A 16515-nucleotide genomic window follows, 5' to 3' on the forward strand; every position below is an offset into this window, starting at 1 on the left:
TCCACGACGCGCGCGGCCCCTTCGCTCGACGGCGCAGCGCCTGCACGATCTCGACTTCAGGATGCGTGAATTTTCGCGACGCAGGCGCAACAGGGGAGATCGGGCGCGTGCGGCGCGGCGCCGGTCCCGCGGCACAGGAAGATGAAGAGGTCGGGCTACCGCGGGCGCGGCGCCGCAGCGTCATCAAGACGCCGGGCGACCGCGGCGCAGGAGGATGAAGAGGTCGGACTACCGCGGAGCCAGCGGCGCAGCGCCGGTGGCCGGGTTCGCCTGGAGAGCGCCGTTGCTTGTCGCGGGGCTGCCCGGGCGTGCCGGCATCTTGTTCTTGCTGTCGCCGGCCCTCATCGCATAACTGATGCCGCTCGCCAGCGTGCCCAGGGTAACGATACCGTCCAGACTGGATTCCAGGTCCACGAGCGTTCGCGCCACGGCCGGGGTGATGCCGGTGAGCACCACGCGAGCCCCGAGCAGCCGCGCCGCTCGCGCGGCGCTCACGAGCGCATTGGCGACCTGGGTGTCCACGAAGCGAACGCCGGTGATGTCGAGGATGGCGGTGTGGGCGCTCTGCTGGGAGATCCCGTCGAGCAGCGTCTCGAGGATCTCGCGGGCCCGCATGCTATCGATGGTCCCCACGAGCGGCATCGCGAGCACCCCCGGCCCGAGCGGCACGAGCGGCGTCGACAGCTCGCGGATCGCGGCCTGCTGCGCCCTGATCACCTGCTCCTTCATCGAGAGGCGATCGAGCTCCGAACGTTTGAGATCGGTGAGGTCCGTGACGAAGGCGCCCACCCCGAGCGGCGCGCCCTTCGTATCGTAAATGGGAAACTTGATGGTGTAGAAGTAGCGGGTCCCGGACGGGTCCGGCAGCTCCTGCTCGTATTCGAGCGGCTTGCCGCTGGCGAGGACCTCCACCTCCTCCGCGATCATCTTCTCGGCGATCTCCGGGGGGAAGACGTCGCGCTCGCTGCGGCCGAGGGCCTGCTCGGGCGTCATCTGCTGGTATTGCGCCGCGAGCCTGCTGATCGCCACGTAGCGATGCTCGAGGTCCTTGATGAAGAAGATGTTGGGGGCATGATTGACGAGGGCGACGAGGTAGTCATAGCCGTGCTGCCCGACGCTCGGGGAGACGACACGCTCCTCGACGCCAGCCCTCGAGTCGTCGCGCGGCGCCGACTCCAGCTCAGCGACGCGGCCGCGGAGGCGCGCGATCTCGGCCTTGAGCTCGTCCACGCTCGCCTCCGCCGCGCTCGCCTCCTCGCCGGAGGGAACCGGGGCTCCCGAGGCTGACTCCGCACGCTGCCCCAACGGCTCTTCTATCATCGGCGAGCTCTCCCGTCCGTCCATGCGTAGACGTAGCGCGGAGTGCACTCGGTGAGCAAGGCCTCTCCCTGCGTCCGAGGGCGCTTACCTCGACGCAGCACCTGATACACTCCGTTCCTGGTCCGAAGGCGGAGCTCGCCCGGGGGCGCGCAGGCTGAGCAGCCCAGGCGATCTCGGCAGCGGCGCCGCCGCAGGGCGGATCCGCGAGCAGCTCGGTTGTGGTGTGGCGCGCCTCGCGCTCGTGGAGGACTACGAGGCATTCAGCGGCGCGCCCTCCGGGGCGGGCGCGTCACTCGTCGATCACGAACTCCACGCGCCGGTTCTTCGCCAGGCTCGCCGGGTCGTCGCCCTCGGCGAGCGGCTTGTCCGGACCGAAGCCCTCCGCCGTGAGCCGGCCGGGGCTGACGCCCTTCTGGATGAGGTACTTCCGGACCGTGTCCGCTCGCTCCTGGCTGAGCTGCAGGTTCAGCTCGCGGGTGCCGGTCTCGTCGGTGTGCCCCTCGACCCGCACGCGCTCGATCTCGGGGTTGGCCTTCATCACGAGCGCCACCTGGTCGAGCGTCTTGTACGACTCCGGCTCGAGCTCCGCCGACCCGCTCCGGAAGCGGATCGTGTCGCGCATCACGAACTCGCCCTCTTCGTACGAGACCTGCGGATCTCCCTTGTCCGGGCATCCGTCATCGTCCTCGACGCCGTTGATCGTCTCCTTCTCGTCCGGGCACTCGTCGTCCGAGTTCGGCACGCCGTCCTTGTCGTCGTCGGCGTCCTCCTCGGGGCAGCCGTCGCTGTCGTAATCGCCGTCGCGATCCTCGGGGACGTCGGGGCACTGATCGCGCTCGTCGTCGACGCCGTCGTGGTCGCCGTCGTGCGAGGTCGGCGTGTACTTCACCCCCGCGAACACGCGGAAGATCGGCACGCCGTAGCCGGCCAGCGCGCCGATGCCCGGCCCCGCGGTGATCTCCCACTCCTCGTTCGGGTTGATCTTCACGTACCCGAGCGCCTCGAGCGGCGTCTCCTCTTCCTTCAGGTCGTCCGCGGCGAAGCCGATGCCGCCGTTGGCCTCCGCGCCGATCTCGACCTTGCCGTCGATGCCGCCGAAGCGGTAGCCGAGCGCCGCGGCGTACGTCAGCTCGCTCGCCGCCTCGACGTTCGCGTACGTCGTCCCCTCGCGGATCGCGACGCCCGCGTTGACGCCGAGCCGCAGGCCTGGCGCGAAGCGGTGATCGAGCACGATGCGCGGCCAGAACACGACGTTGCGCGCGCCGCCCGAGAAGTCGCCGGTGTGCGTGGGCACGCGCAGCTCGGCCACGAGGGCGAGGCCGATCGAGTCGCGGTCGTCGAGCAGGCGCAGCTTCGGCACGAGCCGGATGTCGCCGAGCCCCGCGAACGACGGCGAGCCCTCCCCCGACTGCGCGAGGAAGAACGGCACGTCGAGGCCGAGCGCGAACGGCTCCGCGATCGTGACCGAGGCCATGAGGTCGGCGCCCAGGCGGCCGCTCACGATCTGGCGCCGCAGGTCGCCGGCGCCCGTCGCGACGATGAGCGGGTTGCGCGCGTAGTTGAGGAACAGCCCGAACGCCCACGGGTCCGCGGGCTCGCGGACGCCGGAGCCCTCGGTGACGACGAAGGCGTCGTGCGTGACGGCGGGCTTGAAGCGCTCGATGTCGATGTCCGTCTCCTGCGCCGACGCGCTCGTCGCGGCGGCGAGGACGGTGAAGGCGGTGGCAGCGATGATCCGTGCGCGCATGGGTCTCCTCTTCATCGGTCCCCTCCGGCCCCGCGGCGCGGGCGCCTCCGCCAGGCGAGCGCGAGCCCGCCGACGGCGAGCAGCGACAGCGCGCCCCCGCCGATCGGCGCGGGCCCCGCCGTGCAGGCGCAGGCGCCGCCCTGGACCGCGTCGCCCTCGAGCAGGTCCGGCTCCCCGGGCCCGCCCGGATCTACAGGCCCGCCCGCGCCGCTCGACGCCGCGCCCTCGACGCAGCGCCCCGTCGGCGCGCAGCGCGCGTCCGCGCCGCACTGGGCGCCGCCCAGCGAGCACGGGCCGCACTGCCCGTCCACGCACACGAGGTCGCCGCACTCGGCGTTCGACGTGCAGGTGCCCGACGGCGCGGGGATGCACCGGTGATCGGGCGAGCAGACCTCGTCCGGGTCGCAGTCGGTCGCGTCGACGCACGACACGGGCAGCACGCAGTCCCCGTCGACGCACACGCCCGCGCCCGCGCAGTCCGCGTCGCGCGTGCAGCCCGTGGGCGGGTTGATCACGTCGGGCACGCGGTCGTCGTCGCCGTCGTCGGCCACGCACGGGGCGGAGAGGCCGATGTCGAGATCGCCCGGCCCCCCCGACGCCGCGTCGTTCACCGAGCGGAAGTAGAGGTTGGCCTCGCACGCCGCGCTCACGCCGACGACGTCGAGGTCGATCGAGCCCTGCGCGTACCCGTGCGTCGCCTCGTTGATCAGCAGCGGGTCGACGTCGGTCCCTACCTCGGTAGCGACCTGCATCTCGGTGACCGTGACCGGCTCGTAGCTCCCGGCGGCGCCGAAGGCCCAGACGCCCGAGAGCGTGCCGTCGCCCTTCACGCCGAGCACGAACTCGTAGCCGCCCATCGACTCGTCGGCCGTGAACCGCGGGTCGATCTCCGTCGCCTCGGCCGTGCCGCCGGTCCCCCGGTTCCTGTCCGCGTCGATGAACACGAACAGCGTGGCCTCAGCGCCGATCGCGGCCGTCCCCGACACGTACGCGCGCGCCCACAGCCGCCCGGCGTCGGCGACCGCGTAGGCGGTGCGGAAGTCGATGGACTGCTCCGGCGCCGCGAAGCTCGCCGCGCCGTCCCCCGCGACGTCCTCGTCGCTGTAGGGCCACTGCGGTTCCCCTGTCTTGTCGATCGCGACGATCTCGTCGAGCACCGGCGTCGTCCGACCGCCGGTCCACGTCTGAGCGGCCGAGCTCGTCGGCCCGAGCGCGACAGCGAGCGCCGCCCCCACAGCCAGCGGCGCGACGCATGAGCGCCCCCGTACGCACCTAGTTCTGTGATGTGCCATGGCGGGGAGCATCCTCGCACAGGTCCGCGCAACCCTTGCAAATGAAAGGCGTTTTGCGCCTGGAGTGCGCAAGGGTCGCAAGCACACGCACCCGTCGCCACGCGCGTCTCCTCGCGCACAATGCAAGCGACCGGGCGCGCTCTCTCGTCGGAGCCGGGCCTCCCGCCGCGGTCTCCGGCGCGCGCGCCCCGCTTGGCCGCGCGCCCGGTTTCTGTAACTGTCCCGCGGTCATTTATGCGTCGCGGCGCGGCGCGGCGCGGCCAACGCTCGGGCGCACCGAACGTCGGGCCCTGGCCGCGCGAGACGATGTCTTCTTCGACCGATTTCGACCGAGGATACCGGATGCACTGCACTGTCCAGAAACACCGCCCCGGAGCGTTCCGGTGGGCGTGCCTGCTGCTTGGATCCCTCGCCGCGGCGTGCTCGGGGGAAGGCCCGGCGCCGCTCGAGGGAAGCGCCTTCGACGTCGAGCGCTACGACCTGCAGGGCGAGTTCGACTGGGAGCGGAGCCGCCTGGTCGCGACGCTCGGCCTCACGCTGTCGTTCACCGGCGAGGGCCCGCGGAGCGTCGTGCTCGACAGCGCCGTGGCCGAGGTGAAGGACGTGCGGCAAAAGGGCGGCGGCGCGCTCCCGCACGCGATCGACCTCGCGCGCGACGCGCTCGCGATCGACCTCTCGAGCGTGCCCGAGGCGACGGCCGGCGGTCCCATCGAGATCGAGATCGACTACGAGGCGCTCTCCGGCGACGCGCTCCGCGCCGTGCCGGCGCGCCTGGGCGACCCCGTCGCCGTGCGCGCCGTCTACACGGTCTCGGAGCCGCTCGGGGCGTCGCGGTGGATGCCCTGCCACGACGCGCCCTCGGATCGCGCCGTGTTCTCGGTCGCCCTGCGCGTCGACGGCGGCGAGTCGCTGATCGCGAACGGCGATCTCGTGAGCGACGAGGATCTCGGCGCCGCCGGCCGCCTCGTCCGTTACGAGACCGCCTACCCGCTGCCGACGTACCTCATGGCGTTCGCGGTCGGCGACTTCGAGGTCGAGCGCGGCGCGAGGGGCGACCTCCCCCTCGCGGTCTGGCGCCGCCGCGGGCTCCCCGGCGATCACGGCGCGATGCTGGACGAGCTCTCGCGCGCGATCGGCCGCTTCGAGGAGCTGCTCGTGCCGTACCCCTTCGAGAAGTACGCGCTCGTGCTCCTGCCGGACTTCTCCGCGGGGGGCATCGAGCACGCGGGGATCAGCTTCCAGCGCGAGGAGCGGAGCACGCAGCCCGCGCTCGCCTCCGACCTCCTGCTCACGACGCACGAGCTCGCGCACCAGTGGTTCGGCGATCTGGTCACGGTGGCGACGTGGGACGACCTCTGGATCAAGGAGGGCATGGCGACGCTGCTCGAGCAGGAGGCCGTCCGCGCCTACACGGACGAGAGCGGCGCGGGGACGCTGAACGGCGACGAGCTCGGCCTCAGGGACGGCGACGCGGTGCGCGACCCGTCGCTCGCGCCGGACGAGAAGTACACGAGCGGCCCGTATGGCCGCGCGGCCTGGCTGCTCACCCAGATCCGCAGCCTCACCGGCGAGGACGCCTTCTGGTCGACGCTCCGCGGCGTCCTCGAGGCGCGCCGCTTCGGCAGCATCGGCACGGGCGAGTTCCTCGACGCCTTTGCGCCCGCGCTCGGCCCGGAGGCGACGGCCCGCGCGCGCCGCGCGGTCGCGGCCAGGGCGCTCCCGTCGCTCGAGGTCGAGCCCGGGCCCACGGGCGGCGCGTTCGTGACGCTGCGCGACCCCGACGGCGCGCTCGTCGCGCCGCTGGAGCTCGCCTGGGTGACCGCGGACGGCCTCACCCGCGCGCAGGCGCTCCTGCCCGGCGAGCGCGTCGAGGTGGCGCCCCGGCGCCCGTCCGAGCTCCTCCTCGTCGACCCGCAGGATCGCCACCCCGAGCGGGCTTTCCTGGGCGCCGAGCGCGATCTCGAGGCCTACGCCGCGGCCGTCGCCCCGCTCCGCGTCCCGTCGGATCCCGGGGGCGTCGAGCGCTTCCTCGACGTCGGCGGCGCGCACCAGCTCGCCGCGCTGCAGAGCGGACTGCCCGAGGGGCTCGCCCCCGAGCAGTTCGAGCCCTTCGTGGAGGCCCTCGACGCCGACGCCGCCCGGGCCGTGGCGATCGCGGCCGCGTGCGACGCCGCCTGCGCGCCGGACCTGGACGCCAAGGTCCGCGACGCGTGGACGAGCGTGCTCACCGGCGTGCTCGCCGCGGCGCCCTACAGTTACGGGCTCGACTACGTCGACAGCTACGCCGCGTGCGGCGCGGTCGTCTCGCCGGAGGCGCTGTTCGCCGACGACTGGGCCGCGCTCGAGGCCGGGCTCGTGTCGGGCGAGGTCTCCGACGCGCGGCTCCAGTTCCTGTCCAAGTTCCGGCTGCCGCCCGAGCGGGCGCTCCGCGCGTGGGGGCAGGTCGCGCTCGCCGCGAGCTCGGTGCGCGCGCGCGTGCTCGCGATCCGGCACCTCGCGGCCTACCTCGAGGGCCTCGACCCCGCCGCCCTCCCCGCGTGGCGCGCCCTCTTCGTCCGCGTGCTCGGCGAGACGGACGTCGCCGACGTCCTCAACGCCGATCTCCGCGCCGTGCTGTCCTCTGCGGCGCCCACGGCCGCTGGCAACGAGGCGGCGCTCGAGGGCCTGATCCGGGTGCTCCGCTCGCGCGCCGCCCGCTCCGTCCATCCCTCCGCCGTCTGCGCCGCGGTCGCGTTGACCGCCGGCGACGAGCGCGCGTTCGACCGCTTCGCCGCGGCCGTCGAGGGCGCCGACCTGACCGAGCTCCCCCTCTCCCTGCTGCGCTCTCCGGCCGGCTGCGGCTGAAGCGCTCGCGACAGCCCACCTCGCCGGGCCCTTCGCGGCGCGTCTGGCCACCTGCGCCGGCACCGAGCGCTGCTATGCTCGCCTCCCCATGTCGGAGCTCATCCACCTTCTTCGCCAGGGCGCCCCCGTCGCTCGCCTCGCCGACCATCTCGACGGGTTGACGCACGACGAGCGCCTCCTGGCCCTGTCGACGACGAGCCGCGCCGATCAGCGCGCGCTCTACGTCGCGGCGAGCCAGGCCCCCTCGCTCACGCTCGACTTCTTCGTCCCGGACGGCACTCCACCTCGTGTGGGCGTGCATCACAAGGGTCGGAACAGCCTTCCTCTCCCCTCTCCCTTTCGTTTCTTCGAGAAGCGTTTTGCTGTCCCCGAGGACGGCAGCGCGCGTCTCTTTGGTTACAACGAGGGTCTCACGCGTTCCTGGGTTGGCCCTGGGTTCTTCGTCGCGCTCCCGACCGCCGGCAATCCTGCGTGGCAGGAGCGCGGCGCGATCGTGATCGACTACTTCCAGGTCCCGGACGGCCCCGTGCCTGACGGCTGGCCTCCGGTCGTCCCGAACAGCAAGGGCCTTCAATCCTTCGTTTACGACGGAACGCGCGACTTCATGCGCCGCGTCTCGAAGCACGTCTCGATCGGCGCCGCGTACAAGGGAGAGAAGTCCCTCGATCATTACTTCACCCTCTGCCGCGCCCCCTCCGGCGGATAGCCCCTCCGGAAGCCTTCAAACAGCTCCTCTCGGCCCATCACGAAACCACGGGAGGCCCTTTCGTCGGGGGTCGGGCTGTCCCGTCCCGCGATCTCCCTAGGTCCGCCGGGCAGAAATCCTGCCAGGGATCTGCCTCGCGAGAAGAGAGATTCAACGCAAAGGCGCCAAGGCGCAAAGACGCAAAAAAATCAATCATTTCATGCCTTTTTGCGTCTTTGCGCCTTGGCGCCTTTGCGTTCAAATCTCTCCTCATCCCTGGCCGGAATCCTGGCGGGCGGAACTAGTTGTCCCCCGTCCCCCCGGACAGCCGCGCGATCATCCCCTTTCGCAGGAGCCCCACCTTGTTCCGCATGGCGGTCACCTGCTGCCGCATCCCCTCCGCCTGCTCTGCCAGATCCGCGATCCCCGCCGCCGTGGCCGCCTGAACCAGCTCGCGCGCCTCGTCCGCGAGCCGCCCCATGCGCACTTCCACCTCGTCCATGGCCGTCACCACCTCGCCGATCTGCTCCGGCGTCGCAGCGTCGCGCTGGCGCGTCGCGGTCTCCTGCACCAGCAGGTTGATCCCCCGCCCCTCCTCGGCGAGCGCCGCGAACCGCTGGAACAGCCCCCCGAGCTGCTCTGCGCGCCGCTTGATCTCCTCGCCGCGCGCCGCCAGCGCCGTCGCCGTCGCCTCGTGGCGATCCCGCGCCGCCGCGATCGCCGCGATCAGCGACCCGAGCGCCACGCTCACGCGCTGCTGCGCCTCCGCGGCCTCGGTCGTCGACTTCGCCGCGCGCTCGATGCCCTTGCGCGTGTCGAGCGACATCTTCCGCGCCGACTCCGCGAGCTCCTCGAAGCGGAGGAGCTCGCGCTCGAGCGCGCGCGCCGCCTCCGCGAGCTCGCCCCCGCCCTTGCCGTGATCGTCCTTCCCGCCCACGCCGCGGCCGTTCTTTTCGCGCTTGCTCACCTTGCACACTCTCGACCGCCTCTCGCGTCCCTCCGCGTGAGGCGCCCTGCATCCTGCACGATCCCCGGCCCGCGCGGCAGCCCCCGCGCTCCGCCGCCGCGATCCTGGCCGGGCGCGCCGCGGCCGAGCCCGCGTCGCCCGCCTCGCCGACGACGACGGAGCCCCTGCGCCGCCGCGCGCAGCGTGGTATCGGATGGCTCCCTACGCGCGCATCCGATATTCTCTCGACCCCTCCGCCCGCGCCCTGTTGTCCATGAGAACGAAGAACAGCAGCCGCGCCAGGCGGCCATCCAGCAGGAAGAAGAAACCGGCAACGGCGCAGGCCGCACCGGATCTGGATGCCCGCTCGCTCGTCCCCGCCGGCGAGGACGCCGGGGCGCCTGCTCCTCGAGCGCCCGCCGGCCACGCGCCCCCCTCCTACGTCGTCGGGATCGGCTCCTCCGCGGGCGGCCTCGAGGCGCTCCGGATCCTGATCGGCGGCCTGAAGAGCGCCGACCGGATGAGCCTCGTCATCGTCCAGCACCTCGCCCCGCAGCACCGCAGTCGGCTTGTCGAGATCATCAGCCACTCCACGTCCCTGAGCGTCAAAGAGGTCTCCGAGGGCGAGGACCTCTGCGCGAACACCGTCTACGTGACCCCGCCCAACGCGAATGTGATCGCCGACGGCCGCGCCCTCCTCCTGCGCCGCCCCGAGGCCAAGGTGGGGCCCAAGCCCTCGGTCGACCTCTTCTTCAAGTCGATCGCCGAGCACTACGGCGAGAACGCCATCGGCGTCGTCCTCTCCGGCACGGGGTCGGACGGCGCGCAGGGCGTCCGCGCCATCAAGGCCGCGGGCGGGGTCACCATCTGCCAGACCCCCGAGTCGGCCAAGTACGACGGCATGCCGCGCGCCGCCAAGCAGACAGGCGCCGTCGACCTCGAGCTCGGCCTGGAGGACATGGCCAATCAGCTCAGCAAGTTCAACGAGCTCGCCAAGCGCCCCGACCAGCCGGACGCCTCGCTCCGGCAGCTCGGCCTGACCTACCAGGACCCGTACCACAGCATCCTCTCCTTCCTGGAGACGGCGAGCCGGGTCAACTTCGCCAAGTACAAGCAGTCCACCGTCCGCCGGCGCATCGAGCGGCGCGTCATCGCCACGCACAGCGAGTCGATCGACGCCTACGCCGACTACCTCCGCCTGCGCCCCGAGGAGGGCAGGGTCCTCTTTCAGGACATCCTGATCTCGGTCACGTCCTTCTTCCGCGACGAGCCCTCGTTCAAGGCCCTGGCGGCCGCCGTCGCGGAGCGCATCGACCAGAAGCAGACCGGCGACAACCTCCGCGCCTGGGTCGTCGGCTGCGCCACGGGCGAGGAGGCGTACTCTATCGCCATCCTCGTCTTCGAGGCGCTCGCGAAGGCGAACAAGCAGCTCAACGTCCAGATCTTCGCGACAGACATCGACGAGCAGGCCATGTCCGCCGCGCGCAAGGGGCTCTACCAGAAGACCTCGGTCGCCGACATCCCGCCGCGGCTCCGGTCCAGGTACTTCGACGAGCAGGACCAGTGGTTCAAGGTGAAGGACTACGTCCGCGACGCGATCGTCTTCGCGCGCCACGACGTCGCCCAGGATCCGCCGTTCCTCAAGCTGGATCTCGTCTCGTGCCGCAACGTCCTCATCTACTTCAACTCCCACCTGCAGGAGCACACGCTCAGGACGTTCCACTTCGCGATGGACACCCAGGGTGTCCTGTTCCTCGGCAAGTCCGAGTCGGCGACGACGGCGGGCGACCTGTTCGAGCTCACGGACAAGAACGCGAAGATCTTCATCCGGTCCGCGAAGAAGGGCGGTCTCCCGCGCTCGTACTCGAGGCAGGAGTTCAACCGCGAGAGCGCGCTCATCACGAAGGATCGCCAGTCCACCACGGCCCTGGATCTCTTCACCTCCATGGTGAACGGCTTCGCCCCGGACTCGGTCCTGGTCGGTGAGGACCACCGGGTGCGGCACGTCTTCGGGGGCGCCAACAGGTACCTGCGCTTCCCGAAGGGCGACCCCACCGTCACGATCCAGAAGCTCCTCCCGCCGGATGTCGCGGCCGAGCTGGGCGCGCTGCTGCACCGCGCCCAGCGGTCGGGTCACGCCGCGCGCGGGGACCAGCGGCACGCGTTCGTCATCGAGCGCGAGGATCGGAAGATCCAGCTCACGGTCGTCCCGCTCTCCGCCGACGGCCGGACCGAGTTCATCATCTCCTTCGGTCACGCGCCGCACGACCCCCCCCGCCCCGTCAGGGCGCCCGCGGGCAGCTCCCGCCTCGCGCCGGAAGAGCAGATCTGGCGGCTCGAGCAGGAGCTCGCGGCGGCGCGCGAGCACCTCCAGACGGTCATCGAGGAGCACGACACCGCGAGCGAGGAGCTGCAGGCCCTCAACGAGGAGCTCCAGTCGTCCAACGAGGAGCTCCAGTCCACGAACGAGGAGCTGGAGACCACGAACGAGGAGCTCCAGTCGGCGAACGAGGAGCTCACGACGCTGAACCAGGAGATCAACGTCAAGTCGTCCGAGCTCTTGACGCTCAACCAGCGGCTCGTCGCGATCCAGAACGCCATCGCCTATCCCCTCCTCGTCGTCGACAAGAACCTCCGCCTGACCGACTACAACCCAGCCTCCCGCCACCTCTTCCGCATCTCGGAGGTCGACCGCGGCCAGCACATCCGCGCCGCCCTCTCCCACCTCAGCGTCGAGCCCGTCCTCGACATGGTCGCCGCGAGCTTCCAGGAGCGTCGGCCGATGCGGCACCAGCTCGAGGTCCTCGACCGGCACTTCGAGGCGTGCATCCAGCTCATCGAGGGGTCGAAGGGCGAGGTGGACGGGGCCGTGCTCAGCTTCGTCGACAACACCGAGCCCGTGCACGCGCTCACCCAGAGCAGGGTCAGCAAGGAGAGGCTCTCCGCCATCCTCGACAACACGCCGGCGCTCGTGACCATGAAGGACTCGATCGGCGCCTACGTCTACGTCAACCAGCGCTTCTGCGACGTCCTCGGGCGCTCCGAGAGAGAGGTGCTGGGGAGGACGGACGAGGAGCTGTTCGGCCCGAAGTCCGGCAGCGCCATGCGAGAGCGCGACTTCGAGGTGCTGAAGGCCCGGTCGTCCATGTGGCTCGAGGAGAGCCTGCACGTGGGCGGGAAGCTCCGGTACTGGCTGTCGTCGAAGTTCCCCCTGCTCGACGAGCGGCGCAACGCCCAGTCCGTCTGCACGATCGCGCTCGACATCACCGAGCGGGTGCTCCAGGAGCAGCACCTCAAGGTCTTCAAGAAGGTCGTCTCCGCCTCGAACGCGGGCCTCGCGATCCTCGAGTCGGCCGAGGGGCAGTACCGGGTGACCTTCGCCTCGAACGAGTTCGCCGACAAGGTCGGCAGGGGCGCGCCCGACCTCCACGGGCTGCCGCTCGACGAGCTGCTCGACGTCGTGCTGAGCGGCGCGGAGTCGACGCGCATCGCCGAGCTCTCGGAGGCGGCCCGCCAGAGCCCGCTCGCGTCGTTCACCATCAACCTGGCGGAGAAGGCGGGCGGCGAGCTCTGGATCGAGCTCAGGACCGCCACCATCAGCTTCGGCGGCGAGGAGCCGAGCTACCTCATCCTCCTCATCTTCGACGTCACCCAGCGGGTCCAGGCGCAGCGGCTCATCCTCTCCCAGCAAGAGGAGCTCTCGCGGTTCAGCAAGCTCGCCTCCCTCGGCGAGATCGCGGCCGGGATCTCCCACGAGATCAACACGCCGCTCAACGTGATCACGACGAAGACCGATCTGCTGAAGCGGCTGGCGGAGCGCGGGCAGATCGAGAAGGAGCGCCTGTCCCGGATCGCGGTCGAGGTCGATGGGATGGTCGAGAACATCACCAACGTGATCTCGGGCCTCAAGTCCATCACCAGGATGGAGTCCGAGAAGCTCCGCCCTCACAACGTCCAGGAGCTGGTCCGCGAGGCCGTCCGCGTCAGCGGCTTCCGTCTCCAGCAGGCGAGCGCCCACCTCAGCTTCGATCTGCCGCGGGAGGACCTCGTCATCGACTGCTATCCCGTCCAGATCGTGCAGATCCTCATCAACCTGCTCAACAACGCGGTGGACGCCATCTCGTCCCTCCGGGAGCGGTGGATCCGGATCGAGGCGCGATCGTCGGACGACCTGGTCTACGTGCGCGTGATCGACAGCGGCAAGGGGATCGACCCCGCGCTCGCGGAGAAGATCATGACGCCGTTCTTCACGACGAAGAAGGAAGAGCACGGCACCGGGCTCGGCCTCAGCCTCTCGCGGAACATCGCGCAGCACCACGGCGGCGATCTGCGCCTCGTGATGGATCACAAGAATACGTGCTTCGAGCTGGAGCTGCCCCGGAAGCCCATGTGACGCCGTGAGGCCGCCGGATCGCGGGCGCCCACCGCCGCGGTCGTCGCATCCGGCCGGCGGTCATCGGTCATCGCTCATCGAGGCGTCGCGGGGTGATCCCCGGCCCGCACCCTCGCCTGATGAAGCGATCTGGACCACAATTGTACATGAACTACAAGATCCAACCGCGCTCTGCCCTGCGCGGCGCCTCCCGCGCGGCATCTCGGAGTCCGCTGACGCCTGAGCACGGCGGGCCGCGGGGAGTGGATCCCTCGACGCCCGTCGCGTGAGCTGCTAATCCGTCAGGAATGCCCGGCGTGCAGTCAACACGCAGGTTCACGCGGTGGTGACAGCATGCTCCTGAACATCATCATCGTCGAGGACAGCGAGGAGCTGTGCGAGGGGTGGCAGGACATCCTGTCGCTCGACGGGCATCACGTGACCTGCTTCTTCAATGGCCGATCGGCCCTGGAGGAGCGCGCGCTCATCATGCAGGCCGACGTGCTGGTCACGGACTATTACTTGCCGGACATCAATGGATTGACGCTCGTCTCCATGGTCCGGAAGATCCGCGCCGACCTCCCGATCATCCTGCTCACCGGGACGCGGGATCCGGCCATCCGGGAGAGCCTCCGTCAGGTGGAGAACTCGATGTTCCTGAGCAAGCCGATCCGGATAGAGCAGCTCGAGCGGAGCATCCGGGAGCTCATCGCCGCCTCGTCGAAGTCCCCGGCGGCGGACGCCGACAAGGCGGACCAGGTGGACCGGCCGCCCTCCTCGCCGTACTGAGCCGCGCATGCCGGGGCGGCCTCGCAGGGTCGCCGTCCCCCTGCCCCGGGTGTCCCACCTTCCTGAAGGATTCCACCGGTTTCGCCTGCAGCCGTTGTCCGGACCGGTGTACTGTATCAAATCGGCGGACCGTACGTCGGACCCACGTCGGAGGAACCGATGCGAAGCGCGTTGCTCGTCCTCGTCGGAGTTCATGCCTTGCTGGGGCTCACCCTGCCCTCGCCCGAGGCGTTCGCGCTGCCCGCGCCCGAGGAGCTCGCCCTGCCGTCGCTCGCGGAGAAGGAGCGGGCCGCGCTGCGCTCGCCCGGGAGCCGGCTCGCCCGCGACGGCGCGCCCGAGCCCTCGAAGGCGCGCGCGCCGGTCCCCGTCCCCTCGAAGGAGCGCGCCCCTGCCGCCTCGCCCGGGAAGAAGCGCGGCGAGCGCTCGACCGAGGCCGATTGCAAGGCGCTCGGGCCCGAGGTGCAGAAGGCCTCGCGGATGATCGAGGTGCTCCGGGAGTCCGACCTGAGCACGCCGCCCGAGGTGCTGCTGCGGATCGCGGATCGGCTCGACCTCTGGGCCGGCGCGCCCGCGGTCCGCCCCGCCGACCCCGAGCTCGCCCGCGAGGCCAGGCACATCCGGGATAGCTTCGCTCGGACCAGCACCGCGATCCGCAAGCTGCGGGCGTCGCTCATCCTCAACAAGCCCAACCTGAAGAAGGCCGGCTCCGCGCGCGCCGGGCTGGAGCGGGAGCTCGACAAGGACGCGAAGGTGGTGCGGAGCATCGTCGGCCGTTGCAAGAGCAACCCGTATGAGCCGATCAAGGGCAAAGCCCACATCCCGCCCCACGTCGTGCGGCGCGTCGTCCAGGAGAACTTCGGCGCCATGCGCGCCTGCTACGAAAAGGGCCTTCGCAAGAATCCCAAGCTCGAAGGGCGCATACCCGTGCACCTCGTCGTCGACGGCCAGGGCAAGGTGACGTACGCGGGAGACGCCGACCGACCGCCCGCGGACGCGCCCCTGCTGATCGCGCTCCCCTCGCCCGGCGCGGCCGCGCCGTCCTCGCCCGCCCCGCCGCTCCGCGACGACAAGGTCATCGACTGCGTGCTCGACGTCTTCCGCGGCCTCCGATTCCCCTCCCCCGCGGACAACAAGGGCGTCGCCAGCGTTGTCTATCCCGTCGTCTTCGGTGTGGACGACAACCGCTCTTCGGCCACCTCCTCGAGGTGACGCAGAGCGCAATCGCCGGCGGCCAGGCGCTGGCGCGCTGCCGTCCGAGCGGGGCCTTCATCAAGCACGCTCGCGGCGCGACGTGCAAAGTTATTTCCTTCTCTGAAGCCAGAGGGTAAGCATTCCCCCGATGAAGCTCTCGCTCTCCGAGCTCCAGGACATCCGCCGCACCCTCGCGGCGCGCACCGTCTTCGGCCTCTCGACGCCGGGCACCGAGATCGCCGCGCTCCCTGCCTACCTCGCGCCCCCGCCGGACGGGATGACCGGGCGCGCCGTGGTGGTCGACGCCGGCGGCACGAACCTCCGCGCTGCGGTCGTGGAGCTCGCGCCGGGCGGCGTGTCGCGCCTCGTGGCCGGGCCCGAGCCGGCGAAGTTCCCGGGCGGGCCGGAGATCACGGCCGACGCCTTCTTCGATGTCCAGGCGGAGCTGGTCGAGCGCCTCGGCCCCGTGCACGGCTTGCCGGTGGGCTATTGCTTCTCGTATCCGTCGGAGACGCTGCCGTCGCTGGACGCGCGGCTGCTCCGCTGGACCAAGGGTGTCCAGGTCGCGGGGGTCGCGGGCACCAACGTGGGCGAGCGGCTCGGCCGGGCGCTCGCCGCGCGGAAGCTCCGGCCCGGCCCGGTCCGGGTGCTGAACGACACGGTGGCGAGCCTGCTCGGGGGTGCCTTCGCGCACGGCGGCGCGCAGCCCGCGGCGTTCATCGGGCTCATCGTGGGGACGGGGACGAACATGGCCACGTTCCTCCCTGCGGGCCGGATCCCGAAGCTCAAGACCGGGCACTTCGTCGCCCCGATGGCGGTCAACCTCGAGAACGGCAACTTCAACCCGCCGCACCTCCAGCCGTTCGACGCGGAGGTCGACGCGGCCTCCGAGAACCCTGGGGCCCAGCGCTTCGAGAAGGCGGTGTCCGGGGCCTACCTGCCGCGGCTCTTCGCGCGGCTGTGCCCGGACCACGCCCCCCTCGCGAGCTCTGCGGATCTCGTGCGGCTCCGCGACGAGGGCGCGGGCGACGCGCGGCGGGTCGCCGGCGAGCTCCTCCAGCGCTCCGCCGACCTCGTGGCGGCGGCGCTCGCGGCGGTCGTGGACGTGCTCGACACGCCTCCTGGGGTCGGCATCCTCGCGGAGGGGAGCCTCTTCTGGGGCGACCCGCGCTATGCGCCGCGGGTGCAGGAGACGCTGCGCGCCCTCGTCGGCTCGCGCGTCGAGCCCCGGATCGCGCGGCTCGAGCACGTCAACCTGATCGGCTCGGCCTGCGCCGCGCTGTTCGCCTGATCGCCGGCGCGCCGCCCCCCCGCGCGGCGCGGAGGGCG

Annotated in this window: 10 protein-coding genes; 6 read left to right on the top strand and 4 right to left on the bottom strand. The window is 71.2% G+C overall.

Going from position 1 to position 16515, the window contains the following annotated elements; translation table 11 throughout:
• Positions 1–228: 228 nt before the first annotated feature.
• The 3 genes from WME76_RS29085 to WME76_RS29095 form a co-directional block, all read right to left on the bottom strand.
• The gene (locus tag WME76_RS29085; protein ID WP_437955522.1) at positions 229–1305 is read right to left on the bottom strand and encodes a PAS domain-containing protein; all 1077 of its coding nucleotides are present in this window, start codon (positions 1303–1305) and stop codon (positions 229–231) included.
• Positions 1306–1609: 304 nt separating this feature from the next.
• The gene (locus tag WME76_RS29090; RefSeq protein WP_437955523.1) at positions 1610–3067 is read right to left on the bottom strand and encodes an OmpA family protein; all 1458 of its coding nucleotides are present in this window, start codon (positions 3065–3067) and stop codon (positions 1610–1612) included.
• Between the two features lie 11 nt (positions 3068–3078).
• Positions 3079–4224: a hypothetical protein gene (locus WME76_RS29095; RefSeq protein WP_437955524.1), complete on the bottom strand. Its 1146-nt coding sequence runs from the start codon at positions 4222–4224 to the stop codon at positions 3079–3081.
• A 477-nt stretch (positions 4225–4701) separates the two neighbouring features.
• Between WME76_RS29095 and WME76_RS29100 the strand changes: the two genes are divergently transcribed.
• A complete protein-coding gene (locus tag WME76_RS29100) occupies positions 4702–7203 on the top strand; it encodes a M1 family metallopeptidase (protein ID WP_437955525.1) in 2502 nt (833 codons plus the stop codon).
• Between the two features lie 88 nt (positions 7204–7291).
• Positions 7292–7909, top strand: coding sequence for a hypothetical protein (locus WME76_RS29105; protein ID WP_437955526.1), 618 nt, complete (start codon positions 7292–7294; stop codon positions 7907–7909).
• 280 nt (positions 7910–8189) lie between these two features.
• Here the strand turns inward: WME76_RS29105 and WME76_RS29110 are convergent, their stop codons facing one another.
• Positions 8190–8855: a hypothetical protein gene (locus WME76_RS29110; RefSeq protein ID WP_437955527.1), complete on the bottom strand. Its 666-nt coding sequence runs from the start codon at positions 8853–8855 to the stop codon at positions 8190–8192.
• A 253-nt stretch (positions 8856–9108) separates the two neighbouring features.
• Here WME76_RS29110 and WME76_RS29115 point away from each other — a divergent pair, with 253 nt between their 5' ends.
• The 4 genes from WME76_RS29115 to WME76_RS29130 all read left to right on the top strand — a co-directional run bounded on the left by WME76_RS29115 (position 9109) and on the right by WME76_RS29130 (position 16477).
• Entirely contained in the window at positions 9109–13227 is a 4119-nt protein-coding gene (locus WME76_RS29115) for a chemotaxis protein CheB (protein ID WP_437955528.1), read from the top strand.
• Positions 13228–13560: 333 nt separating this feature from the next.
• Positions 13561–13995 (top strand): response regulator, encoded by a 435-nt coding sequence (locus WME76_RS29120; RefSeq protein WP_061617238.1) that lies wholly within the window; start codon positions 13561–13563, stop codon positions 13993–13995.
• Positions 13996–14154: 159 nt separating this feature from the next.
• Positions 14155–15204 (top strand): AgmX/PglI C-terminal domain-containing protein, encoded by a 1050-nt coding sequence (locus WME76_RS29125; RefSeq protein ID WP_437955529.1) that lies wholly within the window; start codon positions 14155–14157, stop codon positions 15202–15204.
• 130 nt (positions 15205–15334) lie between these two features.
• Positions 15335–16477 carry a hexokinase family protein gene (locus tag WME76_RS29130; RefSeq protein WP_437955530.1) on the top strand — a complete coding sequence of 381 codons (1143 nt, stop codon included), beginning with the start codon at positions 15335–15337 and terminating at the stop codon, positions 16475–16477.
• Positions 16478–16515 lie beyond the last annotated feature (38 nt).

It is taken from the genome of Sorangium sp. So ce119 (assembly GCF_051524405.1).
In the GTDB taxonomy this organism is placed as follows: domain Bacteria; phylum Myxococcota_A; class Polyangia; order Polyangiales; family Polyangiaceae; genus Sorangium; species Sorangium cellulosum_G.

Bases quoted from the DNA above. Each gene is read 5' to 3' on its own strand.
- WME76_RS29115 (WP_437955528.1), top strand. From the start codon at position 9,109: ATGAGAACGAAGAACAGCAGCCGCGCCAGGCGGCCATCCAGCAGGAAG.
- WME76_RS29090 (WP_437955523.1), bottom strand. From the start codon at position 3,067: ATGCGCGCACGGATCATCGCTGCCACCGCCTTCACCGTCCTCGCCGCC.
- WME76_RS29130 (WP_437955530.1), top strand. From the start codon at position 15,335: ATGAAGCTCTCGCTCTCCGAGCTCCAGGACATCCGCCGCACCCTCGCG.
- WME76_RS29100 (WP_437955525.1), top strand. From the start codon at position 4,702: ATGCACTGCACTGTCCAGAAACACCGCCCCGGAGCGTTCCGGTGGGCG.
- WME76_RS29125 (WP_437955529.1), top strand. From the start codon at position 14,155: ATGCGAAGCGCGTTGCTCGTCCTCGTCGGAGTTCATGCCTTGCTGGGG.
- WME76_RS29120 (WP_061617238.1), top strand. From the start codon at position 13,561: ATGCTCCTGAACATCATCATCGTCGAGGACAGCGAGGAGCTGTGCGAG.
- WME76_RS29105 (WP_437955526.1), top strand. From the start codon at position 7,292: ATGTCGGAGCTCATCCACCTTCTTCGCCAGGGCGCCCCCGTCGCTCGC.